The following is a 17,584-nucleotide window of genomic DNA, read 5'->3' as shown; positions in this document are numbered from 1 at the left end:
CCGGCATTGGTACATCTACCTGAAGCGATGATCCAGTATGGTTGTCCGGTGGCCGTCAGCAAGCCGCCGAGTGCGACTTCCAGCCCGCCCGCCCGTGCGGAATTGCCCAGGTCAACACGGGTACGCTTCCGTGATGGCGACGTCGACGCCCTGGCCGAGGTCTACGACCGGTACGCGCGTCCGGTGTGGTCGGTCGCGATGACCGTCACGCACGCGGACCACCTCGCGCAGGAGGCCGTCCAGGAGGCGTTCCTCCGCGCGTGGAACGCGGCACCGACGTACGATCCGGACCGTGACCTGGGCCCGTGGATGCTCACGATCGCCCGGTACACGGCCCTGGACCTGTTGCGGCGCGAACTGCGCCCGACCCGGGGCGGTCACGAGGCCGAGCAGGACAACGACGCCGTCGTCGATCCGCCGGACCTCGACCGCGCGTGGATATCCTGGGCGGTACAGGAGGCGCTGCGCCAGCTCAGCGACCACGAGCGGGAGATCGTCCGGTTGTCGTTCTACGAGGATCTGACCCACGCGCAGATCTCCGAGCAACTCGGGCTGCCGGTCGGTACGGTCAAGTCCCGCTCGCACCGCGCACACCGGCGGCTGGCCGAACTGCTCGAGCACGTGCGGGATGTGCCGGAATTCCCGCCGGACGGGAACCCTTCGGGGTCCGGCAGCCGAACCCATACGGGGACAGCGCCTCGGCAGCGAAGGGACGACGCATGAACGCAGAGCCGCCTCGTGGCGGCGACGCTCCTGACGAGGGCTTCGTCGCGCTGCTCGCCGCCCATCTCGACAAGCGCGCCGCGGGCCCCGACGAGTCCACCGCCGACGAGACCGACGCCGCTGAGAGCCCCTATCTGATGGCGGTCGCCGAGCAGCTGAGTGCGGAGCCGGCCTGGAGCGGCCCGCCGCCGGCGCTGCGCGACAGCATTCTGGCCGCCGCCCGCGCCGGCAAGGCCCCGGCGGTCGCCAACTCCCACGCCGTCGCGGAGGTCACGGCCGAGACCACACCGGAGACCGTGCCCGATGTGGTGCCCGAGCCCGCGCCGGAACTCGAACACCCGAGCCCGCCGGGCAGGGCATGGTGGCATCCCGAGCGCTGGTTCCCCCAGCTGCCCCGGATGGCCTGGGCGATCCCGACCGCGGTCGTCGCCGCGGCCGTCTTCACGTTCGCCGTGCTCGCGGTCGACCGTGCCCTGGTCCAGCAGCCGGACGGTGAGCCGTTCGCCGCCGCCGGCACCACCCTGGCACCGCAGGCCACCGCGACCGGCGAGATCGTCGCCGAGCCCGGCGGGTTCTCGATCACCATCCAGCCGGAGAGGCTGCCGGCCGCCGCGCCGGGTTCCTACTACGCCGCCTGGCTGACCGGGCCGGCCGGCAAGGTGCCGATCGGATCGTTCCACTGGCGCCGCACCGGCGCGCCGATCGAACTGTGGAGCGGTGTCGACCCGGCCGCTTATCCCACGCTCTCCATCACCCTGCAGGCCGAGGGCGACCCGCCCACACCGTCCACGCTGGTCGTGATGACCGCCGACCTGGCGCCCTGACCACACCGAAACGGCCCCGCACCGAGGAGCAGGTGCGGGGCCGTTCGCTTTTCACGGAGCCGGCGGCGGTTCGGGCCGGGGTCCCGGATCCGGTGAGCCCGGATCCGCCCGGTGGTCGTCGCTCGCCTCCTGCCAGCGCCGCAGGTCGCTCTCGTAGTCCGCGTACGACGCGGCGAACGCCTGCGCCTCGGCGACGGCGACCCGGGCGGCCTCCGCGCGCTGACGGCAGGTGACCGCCAGCTCGGTCAGCTCGGTGGTGACGCCGTCCAGGAGTTTCGCGGCGGCGTCCAGTTCCTCGGTCACCATGCCGGTGAGCTGGCCGCCGATCATCACGTTCCCGCTCATCGTGGCGCGGGCCGGGTCGATCAGTGTGGCGGTGGTCCTCGCGGCGGCCTCCAGTTGCTCGGCCGCGGCCTCGAATTCCTCAGCGGTGGGCATGTCAGCGGTCCCCTCTCGTGAGCCGAGGCCGTGACGGAGCTCCCGTCACGGCCTCGTTCGCTTGCTGCGCGCGGGGTCAGCCCCGGACGATCCCGGTGTTCATGACCTCGTCGAGCTGGACGGCCTGCGCGTCCATGGCCGTGCTCAGGGAGGCCGCGGACTCGCCGGCGGCGGCCGCCACCAGGTTGAACTGCCCGGCCACCTCGCTGAGCTCGCCGCCGAGGCGGGCCAGGTCGGCGCGGAAGGTCTCGAACAGCTCCTGGACACGTACGGTCGTCTCGGTGACCCGGGCGTCCAGCTCGATGCCGACCTCCTCGGCCTGCGCCCGGTTGGCGCCGGTCCACTGGATGCCGCTGAAGCCGGTGGCCACCGAGCGGGACTCCTGGCTGACCGCCTGCAGGGAGGAGACGACGGCGGTCTGCGCGGAGCTGATCTGCTCCTGCAGCCCGGCGACGGCGTTGTCGGTGGTGGACACGACGTTGGTGCCGCAGGCGACGAGGTTGTCGCCGAGGGCCCGGTACGCGGTGGCGTGCGCCTGGATCTGTGCGGTGTCGCCACCGAGCATGCCAGCGATCATGATGGAGCTCCTTCCGAAATGTGTTGTATGTGGTCTCATGAAGCATTCGTCGTGAGTGGACGCGGCGGTTCCCGCCCAGCCCAGAAATCTCAGAATTCGTACGAGCCGAAGTCGAGGTTCGCGAATCCGTAGTCGGTGATGCCGTACTCCGCGGCGCTGGAGCCCGCGAAGTCGTAGTCGCCGAACCCGTAGTCGGCCAGGTTGTAGTCGTCGAACGGCCCGGCGTTGAACGAGCTCAGGCCGAACGAGTCCAGCCCGCCGAAGTCGAGGGTGATGCCGTCCGGGACGAGGGGGATGTCTCCCGTGGCACCGCCGCCGAGGAACGTGCCACCACCACCGACGAACGTGCCGCCGTCACCGGGAACCGCCGGGGCCTCCGGTGAGGCCTCCGGTGAGCTGAAGCCCCCGCCGAGGGCCGGCTCCGCGGGGTTCGGCTCGCCCATGTCCAGGGTCTGCCCGAACGGCGGCTGGAACGGCCCGCTGAAGTCCGGGCTCACGTCGAACGCCAGCCGTGTGCCGTCCGGCGCGTCCCGGACCATCTGCACCTGCTCGGGGGCCAGGCCCGACATCTCGGCGATCCGGTCGAGCGCCCAGCCCTCGCCGACCGGGAACTTCACGCCGGCCATCGCACCGACGCCGCCGCCCCACGCGCTGGCGAAGTCGCTCTGCTCCACCCAGCGGATGTCGCCGTTGGTGGCCCGGAAACCGACCGCCCCGATGTACGGGAGATTCACCCCGGCGATCGTGTCGTTCGTGATGATCGGCCACTGGCCGTCGAGGATCGGCGAGACGTTGACGTCGCTGGTCACCTGGACGTTGAAGCCGTACGGCCCGCGCTGCAACCCGGCGCCCACGTTGGCCGTCAGCGTCACGCCGTCGACCGGCCCGCCGTTGTTGTCGACGTACTGCGCGCCGAGCTTGGCACCGCCGTAGACACTGTGCGACGCCTCCCACGGCCCCTGCACCGACGTGCCGCCACCCGCGATGAGCAGCATGCCCTCCTGGGTACGCGACCCGCCCTCCATGATCGGGTTGGGGGTGAACGCCGGGGTGGCCAGCTGCGACCAGTCGATCGGGGTGTTGAGTTGCGTCTCCGGCTGCCCGAGCCAGAGGAAGGGCATCGGCGTCGTGCGGACGACCGGATTGCCGAAGACACTCCCCGGATCCGAGTTGCCCACCGCCGGGTCCACCTCGGTCCCGACCGCCTCGACGACGCTCAGCGGCGCCTCCGGCCGCCAGACGAACGGGAACGGCGTCGTACGGATCTCCGGGTCGTCGCCGAGAAGGCCGACCGCGGCGGTCGTCTCGGCCGCGAAGACCGTCCTGACCTCGGTGAGCGTGTCGTCCCCGTCGCCGCCGGCCAGGGTGTCCGAGCCTGCGCCGCCCACGAGGGAATCGTCCGCGGCGGCGAAGGTGGTGAGCGCGATCGGCCTGGCGTCACCGACGACGATGCCGGGCACCGGCTCCGGAATGGAATCCACACCGGGCGCCGGGGACGCGCCGGGCGCCGGGAACGGCAGGTCGCCGGGCACCGGGAGCGGCAGCCCGCCGAAGGACGGCACCGGCGTCGGGATGGAGTTCGTGCCGGGCGCGGTCACCGAGATCCCGGGAAGCGGCGCGGCCACCCCGCCGACCGCCTGCGGCTGGGACGCCTTGGGCGGCGGCGCCGGGTTGAGCGCGTCCACCACCCGGCCCAGCTGGCGGACCACGATCGGCGCGGCGACGGCCGGGTTCGCCCCCTTGAACACCGCCTCCAGGACAGCGCCGAGTTCGGCGACCCGCTTGGCCAACTCGGCCGGGTTGCCCAGCGACTCGTCCTGCGGGTCGCCCGGTTGACGGGGCCCGTTCAGGATCCGGGCCGCCTCGGCCAGGGCCGCGCCCGCCTGGAACGCGTTCCCGGTGTCCGCCGCCTTGATCGCCCGAGCCAGGCTGGCCGCCACGCCGGTGCCCTGCGCCAGCGACTGCAGCGCCTCCCGGTCGCCGGGGGCGAACTCGAACAGCGACTCTCCCGGCTTCCCGCTGAGCACGCCCTTCGGGTTGGCCACGGCGGCGGCACCGGCGGAGATCGCGGCCAGCCCACTGCCGAACGCCGCCAGCAGGTCGCCCTTGCGGATGGCCTCGATCACGCCGATCACCGGTGCGGCGACCCGGTTCACGTCCAGCACGGTCGTGCCCAGCCGCACCAGGTCCTCGGCGAACTGCTTGTCCAGGCCGAGGCTGCCGATGATCTGGCCGCCGTTGCCGAGGATGCTGCCCGCCGCGCCGAGACCGGCCGTCACCGTGTCCAGCAGACCGTCGGCCTGGGTGAACCGGAGCACCGAGGTCCCGATGTCGAAGGCGCGCTTGGCGTTTCGCAGCACGTCCAGCATCGAGGAGTTGAACACGCCTTCCAGCACAGTGCCCTGCAGCGCGTCGACCGCCGTACCGAAGATGTTAGTCCCGGCCGTGAACGCCGACAGGCCGGCGCCGATGGCAGCGAGCCAATCCCCCTCTATCGCATGATATGCGGCCTCGCCGAGGCTGAGCGCCAGCGAAGCCGCACCGACCACCTGCAGACCCGGCACCACCAGGCTAAGCGCGCCCAGCGCGATCTTGCCGACCTGGAAGATCGCCTTGAACGGGTTGTCCTTCCAGGACTCGAGGATCGCCTTGCCGACCGCCTTGATGCTGTCCCAGGCGCGCGACAGCCAGCTCTTCTTCTTGCGCCGGATGCCGGTGAGGACGCCGAGCTCGTCGAAGCTGAAGCTGAACTTGTACTTGCCGATCTCCTCCTTGCGCGATCCGGGGATGCCGAACTGGCGCGCCACCAGCAGGAACTCCGGGCTGCTGCGGATCGCGCCCTCGTTGCGCAGCCTCAGCCGGCTGCGTCCCAGCACACCAAGCACCTGATCACCGACGATCGCGGTGAGCTGGCGCTCGGTCAGCGCCGGCGCGCCCACCACCGCGATCGTCCGGAACGCCGCGACCACGTCCAGGATCCGCAGGCGCAGATCCGCGCCGGAGGTCGCCTGCCGCAGGTGGCCGAGCGAGGCGATGAACTGGCTCTGGATGGCGGGTGAGTCCGCGAGCGAGCGCGGGATCTGCGACGCGACCAAGGCGAACAGCTGCTGCTGAAGGGTCTCGGTGAGCTCGGGCGGCGCACCGGTGAAGTCGAGTTTGACCGCCGCCGCGAGGCGGTCCAGCAGGCTGCCCAGGCCGGTCAGATAGGCCGGGTCGAGCACGCCGGAGTCGCGGCCGAGCTGAAGGGTGGCCGCGATGCCGGCCGCGTTGAAGAACGCGAGCGGCTGGGTGTCACCCTCGAAGCCGGTCGGCAGCAGCGCGCTCTCCAGGATCCGGTTGGCCCGCAGGTAGGCGATCGCGGACGCGAAGCTGTCGGTACCGCCGGGGTCCTTCCACCCGACGTACGTGGCGAACGCGAGCGTCTGCGCCAGCTGCGCCGCGTCCGGCGCCGCGGAGGTACGGCCGGTCAGCAGCGCCGGGAGGTAGCTCTCGATCGCCGTCAGGTCGGGCCGCGCACCGGACTCGCCGCGGGCGAACTCGTAGCTGTCCAGCGCGTCAGCGAGGGTGGGCAGCCCGGCCGCCAGGTGCATCCGGCGGTCCAGCTCGACCGTCCCGCTGATCCAGGCGAGCAGCTGGGCCGGGTTCGCGAGCACCTCGGCGACCGTCCGCCCGTCCGACCAGAAATCGTTGTAGAACACCTCGGTGCCGTCGCGGACCTGGACCCGTCGCAGCAGCGCGCCGAAGAAGCCCTTGCCGCTGACCTCGATCTCGGCGGGTGCTGGCGGGCCGACGTGTTCGATGCCCAGCTGCTTGGCGAGCAGTTGCAGATCGGCGACGAGTTCGGCGGGCGGCGGCTCCGGCAGCTTCGGCGCGGCGGATCCGAGCAGCAGCGGCGACAGCCGGGCGAGCGCCGCGTCCAGGGCGGCGGAAGCGCCCTTCGGCGGCAGGCCGCGCAGGACGTCGCGCAGGCTGCGCGGCCCGGCGAACCCGAGCAGCCCGGCGATCGCGCCGCTCAGCTCGGCCGGTGTGGCACCCAGGCTCGCCGCGGTCTGCTGCGGGTCGATGGTGAACCGCTCGGCCAGGTCGGCCTTCTCCAGAACGCCGTTGCCGAGCTTCTTGAGTCCCTCGTGCACGAGCGTCAGCTGCGTCGGCGACTGACCGGTCAGATCGGCCAGGCCGAGCGCGGCGACCGCCTGCCGCCGGGTCTGTTCGGTCCGGCCCGCGACGTCGAGCAGCACCTGGCCCAGCGCCCGCGTCCCCTGCACATCGATACCGACAAAGGCCATCGTCCGCCCCCTTCCGCGCACTCCCCGTGCGGGAGCTGTCGACAGCCCGTCTTCGCCGCGGGAACCCGGAGCGGTTCCCGCGGCGAAACCAGGACGACGAGAAGAGACCTGGAGGTTCCGATGACCGTGCAGACCGGCCACCACCCGTCCCCGCTGGACACCGAGCACTGGCTGGAGGGCCCCACCGGCTTCCCGGCCGGCGGCGTCGTTCTCGATCCGGCCGAGCCCTCGGAGGTGGTCGCCACGTCGCGCGGGCTGACCCTGACGCGCCGGCAGCTGGACGAGGTGATCGCGTTCACCGAGTTCCTGGCCGGGCGCGCGCTGCCCGGTGAGGACCGCCTCGAACTGGCCGCCGACCTGACCGACGCCTTCGACGACACCCCGAAGGCGGCGCTGAAGTTCCTGCGCCCCCTGACCGCCGGGGTACGCCGGGTCGGCTCGCTCGATCCACTGCGCCGCGCGCAGCGCCGGCTACAGGCGCTGACCACCACCTATGTCGTCGAGCAGCGCCGCCAGAGCGACGGCGACGAGCTGAGCCCGGTGATGACGGTGGTGAGCCGGTACAACCCGGTGGTCCGGCAGTGGGCCGCGAGCGGTATCGTGCTCGTCGCCGACGCGCTGACCGCGCGCTGGGAGCAGCACCGCCTTGTCCTGGGCCTGGCCGGGCGGGAACCCGAACCGTTCGACCAGCTGGCGCGGCGCCTGGTCGCCCGGACCGATCGAGCCGGCAAGCTGGAGGTCGCCGAGCTGGCCGCCGCCGAGTTCCGCCTGCTGGTGGTCCGCAGATACCTGCGTGACCTGGGCCGCACCGCCACCGGAGAGCTCGCGGCCGAGATCGACCGCGCTGCGGCGTCGGCCCTCGACGTCGACATCGTGGTGCAGCAGGTGGGTCACCGCGCGGCACTCGCGCTTTCTTAATACGTACGAGCCTCAAGAAGACGTCCCGGCCGCCGATCACGCTGGCGTTCCGTGCATGGGGGGTTCGATGACCGAGACCGTTCAGGCGCCGTCGCTCAGCATCGGCGAGGTGCTGGACCGGCGACTGATCCGGCCGATGTACCAGCCGATCGTGGAGCTGTCCACGCGCCGGGTGACCGGCCTGGAAGCGCTGGCCCGCGGTCCCGCCGGTACCGCGCTGGAGTTCCCGGACCGCCTGTTCGCGGCGGCCCGGGAGTCCGGCTGCCTCGGCCACCTCGACCGGCTCTGCAGCGAGCTGGCGCTGGAGCACGCCATCGCCGCCGCCGTGCGTCCCCCGCTGCTGTTCGTCAACGCCGAACCGGCCGTGCTCGACCAGCCGCTCACCCCGCGCCTGGTCGATCTACTCGTCGGCGGGCTGCCGTTCCGCGAGGTCCTGGAGTTCACCGAGCGCGCCCTGCCCAGCGTGCCGGCGAGCATGCTGCGGCTGTCCGGGCTGGTGGAGCGGCTCGGCAACAGCATCGCGCTGGACGACGTCGGCGCCGACCCGATGTCGCTCGCCTTCCTGCCGATCCTGGAACCCGAGGTCATCAAGCTCGACATGAGCCTGGTCCGCGAACCACACGCCCCGCTCACCCGGCAGGTGGCCGCGGTGGTCCGCGCGGAGGCGCTGCGGACCGGCGCCCTGGTGATCGCCGAGGGCATCGAGACCGAGGAGGACCTCGCTGTCGCCCGCGAGCTCGGCGCGCACTGGGGCCAGGGCTGGCTGTTCGGCCGCCCGGCACCGCTCGATCAGGTCACCCACGACTTCGACCCGGCGGCGGCCGAGGCCCTGCGCGGCCCGCGCCCCGGCTTCCACGTGTCGTTCCGGACCCCGTTCGAGGCGGCCACCGCGCACCGCCCGCCGTCCGCGGCGACACCGGCCGCGGTGAGCGCCGGCATCGACCGGCTGCGCGACCTGGTGGCCCACGACCCGGACACGGTGGTCGTGGTCTCCGGCCCGGACAGCGGCCTGCCGGGCGTGAGCGTCCCGCTGCCCGAACTGCTCGGCCGGGCCCGCTCCCTGATCCTGGTCGACGACCCGGCACCCGGCGAGTTCGCCGCGGTGGTGCTGGGCGCCGGGTACGGCGCGGCCCTCGGCGTACGCGGACCCGACGTCCTGGAGACCGCCGACCTGCCCACGGTGGCGGCCGTGGCCCGCGCCCTGCTCAGCCGCCACGGCGCGGGCTGACCGGTCACTGCGTCTGCTCGGCGACCTCCTCGGCGGTGAGCCGGCCCCGGTCGTCGGAGGCGGTCATGGCGCGGGCGGCGAGTGCCGGTGCCGGTGGGTCGGCCGGGCGCCGCCAGTGCCAGTCGGTGACCGCCTGGTACGCGGCGACGACGGACAGCAGGCGGTCCTCCTCGTAGGGGGCCGCGCCGAGGATCGCGCCGACCGGGACGCCGGCGGCGGTGAACCCGATCGGGAAGCCGATCTCCGGCAGGCCCAGGATGTCGAACGGCACCGGGCTGGTCTGCACGACCACGTCGCAGCTCTCGAAGACCTGGTCCAGCACGCGTTCCAGCAGCAGCAGCTTGGCGCGCTGGCCGGTGAGGAACTCGTTCGAGCCGAGCAGGGCGCCCTGAAGCCAGCCGGTCAGCGAGACACCGAACCCGCGCAGGTCGGTGCGCAGGTACGGCATGAACGGCTCACTGCGCTCGGGCAGCCGCACGTTGTTGAACTCGGTGCCGGTCAGCAGGTCCCACTGGTCCGGCAGCGGCACGTCGACCAGGCTGATCCCGTCGATCGCGTCCAGGGTGGCGAGGAGGGCCTGCCGCGGTGCGCTCGTCGCGTACCCCGGAAGAACGCCGACTCGCGTGCGCCGCGCACGGACCTTGCCCCGCACGAAGGCCGGCGTCGCCGCCTCGATCAGGTCCGGCAGCGGCGGAAGGCCCTGGGTGCGCGGATCGGCCGGGTCCTCCCCCGCCATGGCGGTCAGCATGATCGCCGCGTCCTTGGCGTCGCGGGCGAGCGGGCCGGGATGGTCGCGGGTGTAGCTGAGCGGGATGATGCCGGCCAGCGAGACCCGGCCCATCGTCGGTTTGAGCCCGGTCAGGTTCTGCGCGTTGGAGGGCGCGGTGATCGAGCCGCCGGTCTGCGTCCCGGTGCCGGAGGTGGCCATCCGCCCGGCCACCGACGTCGCGGTGCCGGTCGACGAGCCGCCCGGATCGGTGCCGGGGATCGTCGGCGTCCAGGCGTTGACCGTGGTGATGCGACCGTCCGGGGTGGTCGCCCGGGTGGTGGCGAGCGGGCCCATCTGGGTCTTGCCGAGCACGATCGCGCCCGCCGCCTTGAGCCGGGCGACCGCGGTGGCGTCGGCGGGCGGCACGAAGTCCTGGAAGAGGTACGAGTTGGCGGTGGTCCGCACCCCGGCGGTCCAGTAGTTGTCCTTGATCGCCAAAGGGATGCCATGCAGCGGCCCGGTGTGCCGCCGGCGGCCGGCGGCCTTGGCCGCGGCACGGGCCTGGTCGGCGAGGACGGTGTTGAACGCCTGGTAGACCGGGTCGAAGGTGCCGATGCGGGCGAGGTACGCCTCGACGAGTTCGGACGGCGTCAGCTTGCCGTACCTGATCGCCCAGGCGGCCTCGGCGAGGGTCAGCTCGGTCGGGTCGTCCAGGGCTTCGGGGCGTGGGCGCACGTAGGCGCCCGAGCTGAAGTGGGGTGTGCCGCCGGTGAAGGCGCCGGCCGGCGCGGGCAGGGCCGTCGCCCCGGTGGCGGCCGCGGCGGCGACCGCGGCGGTGCGGGTCAGGAACGCCCGCCGGTGCAGGGCGCTCACCGGCGCCACTCCGTGCTGATCGAGGGGTAGAGCATCGGCGCGGGCTGCTGGGAGTACGCGGCCGCGTGCGCCGGGTCGGTCCCGGCCGGCGCGGGCAGCTGGAAGGCGGCGAGGGTGGTGACGCTGCCCCGCACGAACGAGCGCAGCGAGGCGAGGACCGAGGCCTGGCCCGGCGAGCCGGTCACGGGGTCGGCGGCGGTTCCGGGCGGGAGTTGGGACAGGTCGATGCCGAGCGACGCCAGCCGAGCTCTGATCATGGTGTCGAGCTCGGCGTCCGTCGGTGGAGTGACAGCCATAGTTGATCACTCTTGGAGCGGACTGTGTCGTCCCTGTGTCGGGCAGGTCAGAGGCTGAAGGCGAGGAGCACGTTTCCGTACGGGCTCGGATAGAACGGCCAGTATCCGGCCTGGACGTACACCATCCCGTTCGCCACGACGGCGCCGCCGTTGCCGGAGAGGGCGCTGCCGTACCCGGTCAGGCCGTTCACCCCGGCGAACTCGCGGATCGTGTCGAACTGCCAGAGCACGGCACCGGTCCGCGCCGAGTACGCCCGGAACTTGCCGTCGTTGCCGCCCTCGAAGACGACGCCGGGACTGGTGGTCACGGCCGGGGCGTGCGCGAGTGTGCAGACGCCGGGGTGCGCCGCCGCCCCACCGGTGGTGCAGCCGTCGGCCGGGTTCGGCGTCCGCCACACCTCCCGCCCGGTCGCCGGATCCAGCGCGACCACTGCGCCGGGGTCGGCGAAGTAGCTGGCAACGTAGATCCGGTGGCCGTCGTAGCTGCTGCCCCACTGCAGGCCGGAGATGCCGCCGCTGGGCAGGGGCACACCGACCTGCCGCCGCCACTCGACCGCACCGGTACGCGCGTCGAACGCGTGATAGACCCCGCTCTTCTGCCCGACGCCGACGAGCGTGCGCCCGCCGGTCCGGAAGATGTTCGGTGTCGCGCCGATGTCGTAGTCCAGCGCACTGCCGTCGCCCAGCCCCGGGCAGTACCCCTCCGGCTCCGGGTCGTTGCACAGGCTGCGCCAGGTGTCGGCCTTGGTGACCTGCTGCTTCCAGCGGACCGCGCCGGTGCGGGCGTCCAGGGCGAGCAGCGAGTCGAAGTCGCCGGCACTGCCGGTGTAGTTCTGCCCGGTGCCGACGTACAGCGTGCCGGTGTCCGGGTCGATCACGGGTGAGCTCCAGACACCGGCACCGGACGGTTCGAACCGCGGCGCGCCGGACGGCCACGTGCCGGTCTGCCGCGGCTCGGGAACGGTCCAGTAGCGCCAGGCCGTCTCCCCGGTCTCGGCGTCGAGCGCGTCGATGTGCCCGCGAAACGTGCAGCACGGTGAGTTCGCGTCACCGGTGTTCTCACCGCTGGACGAGCCGATGTAGATCCGGCCGCGGTAGTACAGCGGTGAACTGGTGTGCATGCCGGCCGGGTGGGCGTCGGTGTCCTTCGCCCAGCGCAGCCGGCCGGTGCGGGCGTCGAGCGCGTACACGTACCCCCGGCTGTCGCCGAAGTAGACCTTGCCGCGCGCGACGGCCGGGCCGTCCAGCACGATCGCGGCACCGGCCGCCGGATCCACCGAGAGCAGCGAGAACGTCCATCGGGTGGCCCCGGTCCGCGCGTCGAGGGCGTAGAACACGCCGTCCGGGCCGCCGAAGTAGGCGGTGCCGTCCACGATCGCCGGCTGGCTCTTGACCGGGGCGCCCGTCTGCGGATAGGCGAACGCCCACTTCAGCTTGAGCCCGCCGACGTTGGCCGCGGTGATCCGGTGCTCGGCGGCGGCGTGGCGGGAACCTCGCGTGTCGCCCTGCCAGCTCGGCCAGTCACCGTCCCGGCCGGTCGCGGCGGCCGGGACAGCGGTGGCCACGGTGAGCAGGAGAACGGCACCCAGGAGGGACATTGTCCGGCGCATCCGCCCACAGTAGAAGGTGACGTCAATCGATGGTTCGGTCGTGCTCCAGCGACGAGCCGGCCGTCTCGCGGGCCAGCAGGACCGCGACGATCGTGATGATCGAGGCGACCGTCATGTAGATCGCCACGGCCGTCGTGTTGGGGTCGTCGACGTCGCCGAGCAGCTTCAGGGCGATGATCGGGGCCAGCGCGCCGGCCAGGATCGAGGCCAGCTGGTAACCGACCGAGGCGCCGGTGTAGCGGACCGAGGTGCCGAACAGCTCGGAGAAGAAGGCGGCCTGCGGGGCGTACATCAGCGAGTGCAGGATCAGCCCGGCCACGACGGCGAGGATGATCCGGCCCTCGGAGCGGCTGCCGACCAGGCCGAAGAAGACGTACGACCAGAGGGCGACACCGGCCGCGCCGGTCAGGTACAGCGGGCGGCGGCCGATCCGGTCGGACAGCGCGCCGACCGCCGGGATGACGAAGAACTGGACGGCGGAGCCGATCAGCAGCGCGGTGAGGATCATGCTCTTGTCGGCGGACGTGCCGGCGAAGGTGGTCAGGTAGGTGATCGAGATGACCGTGATCAGGTAGTACGAGATGTTCTCGGCGAGCCGCATGCCCATCGCGAGCAGGATCTCCCGCGGGTACCGGCGGACCACCTCGAGCAACGGCTGGTGGTTGCGGCCGGCGAGCTGAGCGTGCGCCTGCTGGAAGACCGGCGACTCCTCGATGGTCAGCCGCACCCAGAGCCCGACCAGCACCAGGACCGCGCTGAGCAGGAACGGGATGCGCCAGCCCCAGGCCTCGAACTGCTCGTCCGGCTGGAACAGCGCGAGCAGCCACAGCACGCCGGTGGCGAGCAGGTTGCCCAGCGCCACACCGGCCTGCGGCCAGGAGGACCAGAAGCCGCGGCGGGCGTCGTCGCCGTGCTCGGCGGCCATCAGCACGGCGCCGCCCCACTCGCCGCCGACCGCGAAGCCCTGCAGCAGGCGGCAGGTGAGCAGCAGGATCGGCGCGGCGACGCCGATCGTCGCGTACGTAGGCAGCAGGCCGATCGCGACGGTGGCCAGGCCCATCAGCATCAGCGAGACGACCAGCATCCGCTTGCGGCCGACCCGGTCACCGAAGTGGCCGAAGACCACACCGCCCAGGGGGCGGGCGACGAAGCCGAGAGCGTACGTGCCGAACGCGAGCAGGGTGCCGGTAACCGGGTCCGAGGACGGGAAGAACAGCGTGCCGAAGACGAGGGCGGCCGCGGAGCCGTAGAGGAAGAAGTCGTACCACTCCACGGCGGTGCCGACCAGGGAGGCGAAGACGACCTTGACGATGGGGGTGCGGCCGGTGGCGGCGCGCGTCGTGGCATCGGTGGACATGACCGGACGCTACGTCCACGGTCGCCGCCAACCCATGGATCCCCGCCACACATTGACGGTGCTGGACGTGTCGGTCAGCCACGCAGGCGGTGCAGGCGCAGCGCCAGCTGCAGGTCGAGGACGCGGGCCGGCTGCTGCCAGTCGTCCCCGAGCAGCTGGGCGACGCGTTCCAGGCGCTGGGTCACCGTGTTGACGTGCACGTGCAGCGTCTCCGCGGCCTTGGCCAGCCCGCCGCCGGCCTCGAAGTACGCCTCGAGGGTCCGCACCAGCGCGGTGCCGCGGCGCTGGTCGTAGTCGATGACCGGCCCGGCAGCGCTGTGCACGAACCCGGCGACGTCGCGGCGGTCGCCGAGCAGCAGGCCGACGTACCCGAGCTCGGCGGTGCCCGCGCCACCGCCCGCCCGGCCCAGCGTGAACAGCGCGCTCAGGCACTGGTCCGCCTCCCGGTAGGCGGGCCCGACAGCCTCGCCGCCGCGGGCCGGTCCGGCACCTCCGGCGGTGATCTCGCGCCCGAGCGTGCGCCCGAGCTCCCTCGCGACCAGGCGCGCGGTGGCGGCCGGGTCCTCGCCGGGCAGCAGCAACGCGATCCGCCCGTCGCGGCCGATCGCGAGGCCGTGCCGGGCGGCGGCGAAGGTCCGCGCCCACGACACCGCGCGCTGCCGCAGCCCGTCCGCGCTCTCGTCACCGGCCACCACCAGGACGTACGGCGCGTCCAGGTCGAGGCCGAGCCGGCCGGCGCGGGTGCGTACCGCCTGCGGGTCGGTGCCCGGCCGGCTGATCAGGTCGTCGAGCAGGTCGCCGCGGACCTGCGCCTCGGCGTCGGCGACGGTCCTGCGGAACAACAGCAGCAGAGCGGTGACCTGGGCGGCGCGTTCCAGGATGCGCTCGTCGGCGCCGGTCAGCGGGCCGCCCGGGCGCAGCACGAGGGCGCCGAGGTTGTCGGCGCCGGCCACCACGGCGGCGATTACCAGGTCTCCGCGGCGCACGCTGCGGCCCTGGCCCCGGGACGCGGCCAGGGCCTCGTCCACCTCGGCCGCGGTGGGTCGCGGTGCGTCGACGGGCTCGGCCTTGGTGGTGGCGGTGGCGAGGGTACGCCCATGCGTGTCGATCACAAGAAGAGAACCGTGCAGGACGTCCACCAGGTCGGCCGCCACGTCCTCCACGCCACCGCCGCGCAGCACGACCGCGGTCATCCGGTCATGGGCGGCGGCCGCGCGCTCCACCGACTCGCTGTGCGCCTGGATCACCGCGTTCGCGGCCGACAGCTCGGCCAGGGCGGCCTGCGTCTCGCTGAGCAGCCGGGCCGTGTCCAGCGCGACGGCGGCGTGCGCGGCCAGCGAGAGCAGCAGCGCCACCTCCTCACGGGCGAACGGCCGCTCGGCGCGGTTGGCGGCGAAGAGCACGCCGATCACGGTGGATCCGAGCCGCATGGGTACGCCGAGGATCGCCACGAGACCCTCGTCCGCGACACCGTGGTCGATGTCGGTGGTGTGCTCGAAACGGGCGTCGGTGGCGTAGTTCGCGGTGGCGTACGGCGTCCCGGTCAGCGCGACCAGTCCGCCGAGCCCGGCGCCGGGAGCCAGCCGCAGCCGCTGGAAGCTCGCCGCCACCGACCCGTCGGTGATCCGCATGTACGTGTCGCCCCGCTCGGCGTCGTTGAGCGTCATGTAGGAGACGTCCACGTTGAGCAGCGTCCGGACCCGGTGCACGATCGCCCGCAGCACCGCGTCCACGTCCCGCAGCCCGGACAGGTCGCCGGCCGTGTCGTAGAGCGCGGACAGCTCCTCCTCGCGGCGCCGCCGGCGTTCCAGCAGCGTGCGCACCCGCAGCGCGAGCAGTTTCGCCTGCTCCAGCTCGGCGAGCTCGGCACCGGCCAGCCCGGCGGTCCGCGCGGCAATCAGCGGGCGCTCGAACTCGACGAGGGCGGCCTCGCGCGCCAGCAGGTCCAGGTAATCCAGCTCGTGCATGATGGCGCCACCCTAGGCGGTCCGGCGGCGCCGCTCCATGTACGGGTCCGACATCCCGCCCCGCTCCGGCATGTCGCGGGTCGCCACAACCGAGTCGCAACCGGCTGCGGCACCGTTCGGGACCCGTACCCACGCACCTTGGTCCCACCCCGATGCTCCCTGATCCCGGTGAGGCCCCATGGACCACGTCCGTGCGGGTGCCGCCCTGTCGGGCCTGGGCCGGCGCACGGATGCTCTCGCCGCCCCGGTGGTGACCGGCCTGTCCACCCGCAACGGGGTGGCCGCCGGCGGCACCACCCTCAAGATCACCGGGGAGAACCTGGACAGCACCGGCGCGGTCCGCTTCGGCCGGGTCCGCGCGCCGTTCCTGGCCACCCCGACCCAGCTGACCGTGACCGTGCCGCCGAACCCGGCCGGCGGCGTCGTCGACGTCACGGTCACCACGCCAGACTCAGGTGTGACAACCGGCCGGGAGCCGGACAGGTACCGGGCATGAACAACGAGACCCCGGACGACCGGTTCCGCCGGTTGCACTGGGACACCTATCCCGATCTGCTGCGGTTCGTCGAGCGCCGCGTGCCGGCCGATGAGGCCGAGGACATCGTGTCCACGGTCTTCCTGACGGCATGGCGGCGCTTCGGCGACGTGCCGGAGGACGCCCGGCCGTGGCTGTTCGCCGTGGCGCGCAGGACCATGGCCAACGGCAACCGCGGCTGGCTGCGCCGCAGAGCACTGGACGTCCGGCTGGTCGCCCTCGAACCACGGGGGCCGGCGGACACCGCCGCCGGCGCCGCCGTACGCATCGATCTGGAACGCGCGTGGCGCGCGCTGCGCCCCGCGGACCGGGAGATCCTCGCCCTCATCGCGTTCGACGGGCTGACCGCCGAGCAGGCCGCAACCGTGCTCGGCTGCCGCCGCACCGCGTTCGCCATGCGGCTCGGCCGCGCCCGGCAGCGCCTGCGCGACGCCCTGGAACCGGCCGCCGGACCCGCACGCACCCACGACCTCGGAGAACAGGCATGGACACGAGCATGAACGACCTTGATCAGCTGGCCGTGCTGGACCCGTCCCGCGGGCGGGAACCCAGCGAGATGGAGTGGGCCCGCTCGCGGGCCTCGATCGACCGGATGCTCAACGGCGTACCGGAGCACCGGCCGCAGACGGCGTGGCGCCGGGTGGGCGTGACCGCGGCCGCGGCGGTGGCGGTGGGCGCGGTGGGTGCGGTGGCGGTGCCGGCGCTGCTGCCGGGAGCTGCTGAGGAGGCGATCGCGGCGTGGACGCCGGCGCCCGGCTCGCTCACCGGCGAGCAGGTGATGCCGCAGGCCCGCGAGTGCGCCGGTGACGACCCGGTCGTGCCGGATGACGTGCTGCTGGCCGAACAGCGCGGGCTGGCCACCCTGCTGATCCTGCGCAAGGACGACGGCACGGTGGTGGAGTGCCTCAACGCCGGCGACTCCTCGACGATGGCGTCGATGGCACTCGTCGAGGAGTCGCGGATCAAGGTTCCGGCGCAGGGGGCGGTGGATCTGGAGACGATGAGCTCCCTCGGCGACGGTGACGGGCAGTGGTCCAACATCGTCGGGCTGACAGGCGCCGGCGTCACCGGTGTCGACGTGCGGCTGGACAGCGGCAAGGTGCTGCAGGCCAGCGTGCGCAACGGCTGGTGGGCGGCTTGGTGGCCGGGCGCCGAGGGTGGTGAGGTGGACACGCTGACCGTGGTCGTGCACACCGCCGACGGCTCCACTTCGCACCGCCCTTCCACGCTGGGTTAGTCCTTC

At 72.9% G+C, this 17,584-nt stretch carries 15 protein-coding genes; 7 read left to right on the top strand and 8 right to left on the bottom strand.

The window, feature by feature from the left end; all coding sequences use genetic code 11:
- Positions 1–48: 48 nt before the first annotated feature.
- The gene (locus tag AB0M02_RS20985; RefSeq protein ID WP_364229096.1) at positions 49–723 is read left to right on the top strand and encodes a sigma-70 family RNA polymerase sigma factor; all 675 of its coding nucleotides are present in this window, start codon (positions 49–51) and stop codon (positions 721–723) included.
- Positions 720–1,547, top strand: a complete 828-nt coding sequence (locus AB0M02_RS20980; protein ID WP_364229095.1) for an anti-sigma factor — start codon at positions 720–722, stop codon at positions 1,545–1,547. The genes AB0M02_RS20985 and AB0M02_RS20980 overlap by 4 nt, the downstream gene beginning before the upstream one ends.
- A 51-nt stretch (positions 1,548–1,598) precedes the next feature.
- On the opposite strand, the gene AB0M02_RS20975 is transcribed toward AB0M02_RS20980, so the two are convergent.
- From AB0M02_RS20975 to AB0M02_RS20965, 3 genes are all read right to left on the bottom strand, one after another.
- Positions 1,599–1,985 (bottom strand): hypothetical protein, encoded by a 387-nt coding sequence (locus tag AB0M02_RS20975; RefSeq protein WP_364229093.1) that lies wholly within the window; start codon positions 1,983–1,985, stop codon positions 1,599–1,601.
- Positions 1,986–2,061: 76 nt separating this feature from the next.
- Positions 2,062–2,562: a hypothetical protein gene (locus tag AB0M02_RS20970; RefSeq protein ID WP_364229092.1), complete on the bottom strand. Its 501-nt coding sequence runs from the start codon at positions 2,560–2,562 to the stop codon at positions 2,062–2,064.
- An 89-nt stretch (positions 2,563–2,651) separates the two neighbouring features.
- On the bottom strand, positions 2,652–6,848 hold the full coding sequence (locus AB0M02_RS20965) for a hypothetical protein (RefSeq protein ID WP_364229090.1): 4,197 nt from the start codon (positions 6,846–6,848) through the stop codon (positions 2,652–2,654).
- A gap of 120 nt (positions 6,849–6,968) precedes the next feature.
- On the opposite strand from AB0M02_RS20965, the gene AB0M02_RS20960 reads away from it, so the two are divergent.
- Together AB0M02_RS20960 and AB0M02_RS20955 are read left to right on the top strand one after the other, a co-directional pair.
- Positions 6,969–7,766, top strand: a complete 798-nt coding sequence (locus AB0M02_RS20960) for a hypothetical protein (RefSeq protein WP_364229088.1) — start codon at positions 6,969–6,971, stop codon at positions 7,764–7,766.
- A 67-nt stretch (positions 7,767–7,833) separates the two neighbouring features.
- Positions 7,834–8,994 carry an EAL domain-containing protein gene (locus AB0M02_RS20955; RefSeq protein ID WP_364229086.1) on the top strand — a complete coding sequence of 387 codons (1,161 nt, stop codon included), beginning with the start codon at positions 7,834–7,836 and terminating at the stop codon, positions 8,992–8,994.
- A gap of 4 nt (positions 8,995–8,998) precedes the next feature.
- On the opposite strand, the gene AB0M02_RS20950 is transcribed toward AB0M02_RS20955, so the two are convergent.
- From AB0M02_RS20950 to AB0M02_RS20930, 5 genes are all read right to left on the bottom strand, one after another.
- A complete protein-coding gene (locus AB0M02_RS20950) occupies positions 8,999–10,576 on the bottom strand; it encodes an amidase (protein ID WP_364229084.1) in 1,578 nt (525 codons plus the stop codon).
- Positions 10,573–10,872, bottom strand: a complete 300-nt coding sequence (locus AB0M02_RS20945; RefSeq protein ID WP_364229083.1) for a hypothetical protein — start codon at positions 10,870–10,872, stop codon at positions 10,573–10,575. Before AB0M02_RS20945 ends, AB0M02_RS20950 begins: the two co-directional genes overlap by 4 nt.
- 47 nt (positions 10,873–10,919) lie before the next feature.
- Positions 10,920–12,482, bottom strand: coding sequence for a PQQ-binding-like beta-propeller repeat protein (locus AB0M02_RS20940; RefSeq protein ID WP_364229081.1), 1,563 nt, complete (start codon positions 12,480–12,482; stop codon positions 10,920–10,922).
- A gap of 22 nt (positions 12,483–12,504) precedes the next feature.
- Positions 12,505–13,839 carry an MFS transporter gene (locus AB0M02_RS20935; protein ID WP_364229079.1) on the bottom strand — a complete coding sequence of 445 codons (1,335 nt, stop codon included), beginning with the start codon at positions 13,837–13,839 and terminating at the stop codon, positions 12,505–12,507.
- Between the two features lie 74 nt (positions 13,840–13,913).
- A complete protein-coding gene (locus tag AB0M02_RS20930) occupies positions 13,914–15,806 on the bottom strand; it encodes a helix-turn-helix domain-containing protein (RefSeq protein ID WP_364229077.1) in 1,893 nt (630 codons plus the stop codon).
- Positions 15,807–15,984: 178 nt separating this feature from the next.
- On the opposite strand from AB0M02_RS20930, the gene AB0M02_RS20925 reads away from it, so the two are divergent.
- Genes AB0M02_RS20925 through AB0M02_RS20915 form a run of 3 tightly spaced genes read left to right on the top strand, consistent with a single transcriptional unit; the run spans position 15,985 to position 17,578 of the window.
- A complete protein-coding gene (locus tag AB0M02_RS20925; RefSeq protein WP_364229076.1) occupies positions 15,985–16,302 on the top strand; it encodes an IPT/TIG domain-containing protein in 318 nt (105 codons plus the stop codon).
- A complete protein-coding gene (locus AB0M02_RS20920; RefSeq protein WP_364229074.1) occupies positions 16,299–16,841 on the top strand; it encodes a sigma-70 family RNA polymerase sigma factor in 543 nt (180 codons plus the stop codon). The genes AB0M02_RS20925 and AB0M02_RS20920 overlap by 4 nt, the downstream gene beginning before the upstream one ends.
- A complete protein-coding gene (locus AB0M02_RS20915; protein WP_364229072.1) occupies positions 16,838–17,578 on the top strand; it encodes a hypothetical protein in 741 nt (246 codons plus the stop codon). The genes AB0M02_RS20920 and AB0M02_RS20915 overlap by 4 nt, the downstream gene beginning before the upstream one ends.
- The last annotated feature ends 6 nt before the right edge of the window (positions 17,579–17,584 follow it).

The sequence above is a fragment of the Actinoplanes sp. NPDC051861 genome (genome assembly GCF_040681145.1).
Lineage (GTDB): Bacteria > Actinomycetota > Actinomycetes > Mycobacteriales > Micromonosporaceae > Actinoplanes.
This window is presented reverse-complemented; position numbering and strand designations above follow the sequence as displayed.

Bases quoted from the DNA above. Each gene is read 5' to 3' on its own strand.
- AB0M02_RS20925 (WP_364229076.1), top strand. From the start codon at position 15,985: ATGGACCACGTCCGTGCGGGTGCCGCCCTGTCGGGCCTGGGCCGGCGC.
- AB0M02_RS20960 (WP_364229088.1), top strand. From the start codon at position 6,969: ATGACCGTGCAGACCGGCCACCACCCGTCCCCGCTGGACACCGAGCAC.
- AB0M02_RS20915 (WP_364229072.1), top strand. From the start codon at position 16,838: ATGAACGACCTTGATCAGCTGGCCGTGCTGGACCCGTCCCGCGGGCGG.
- AB0M02_RS20970 (WP_364229092.1), bottom strand. From the start codon at position 2,562: ATGATCGCTGGCATGCTCGGTGGCGACACCGCACAGATCCAGGCGCAC.
- AB0M02_RS20965 (WP_364229090.1), bottom strand. From the start codon at position 6,848: ATGGCCTTTGTCGGTATCGATGTGCAGGGGACGCGGGCGCTGGGCCAG.
- AB0M02_RS20940 (WP_364229081.1), bottom strand. From the start codon at position 12,482: ATGCGCCGGACAATGTCCCTCCTGGGTGCCGTTCTCCTGCTCACCGTG.
- AB0M02_RS20930 (WP_364229077.1), bottom strand. From the start codon at position 15,806: ATGCACGAGCTGGATTACCTGGACCTGCTGGCGCGCGAGGCCGCCCTC.
- AB0M02_RS20920 (WP_364229074.1), top strand. From the start codon at position 16,299: ATGAACAACGAGACCCCGGACGACCGGTTCCGCCGGTTGCACTGGGAC.
- AB0M02_RS20975 (WP_364229093.1), bottom strand. From the start codon at position 1,985: ATGCCCACCGCTGAGGAATTCGAGGCCGCGGCCGAGCAACTGGAGGCC.
- AB0M02_RS20945 (WP_364229083.1), bottom strand. From the start codon at position 10,872: ATGGCTGTCACTCCACCGACGGACGCCGAGCTCGACACCATGATCAGA.
- AB0M02_RS20935 (WP_364229079.1), bottom strand. From the start codon at position 13,839: ATGTCCACCGATGCCACGACGCGCGCCGCCACCGGCCGCACCCCCATC.
- AB0M02_RS20980 (WP_364229095.1), top strand. From the start codon at position 720: ATGAACGCAGAGCCGCCTCGTGGCGGCGACGCTCCTGACGAGGGCTTC.
- AB0M02_RS20955 (WP_364229086.1), top strand. From the start codon at position 7,834: ATGACCGAGACCGTTCAGGCGCCGTCGCTCAGCATCGGCGAGGTGCTG.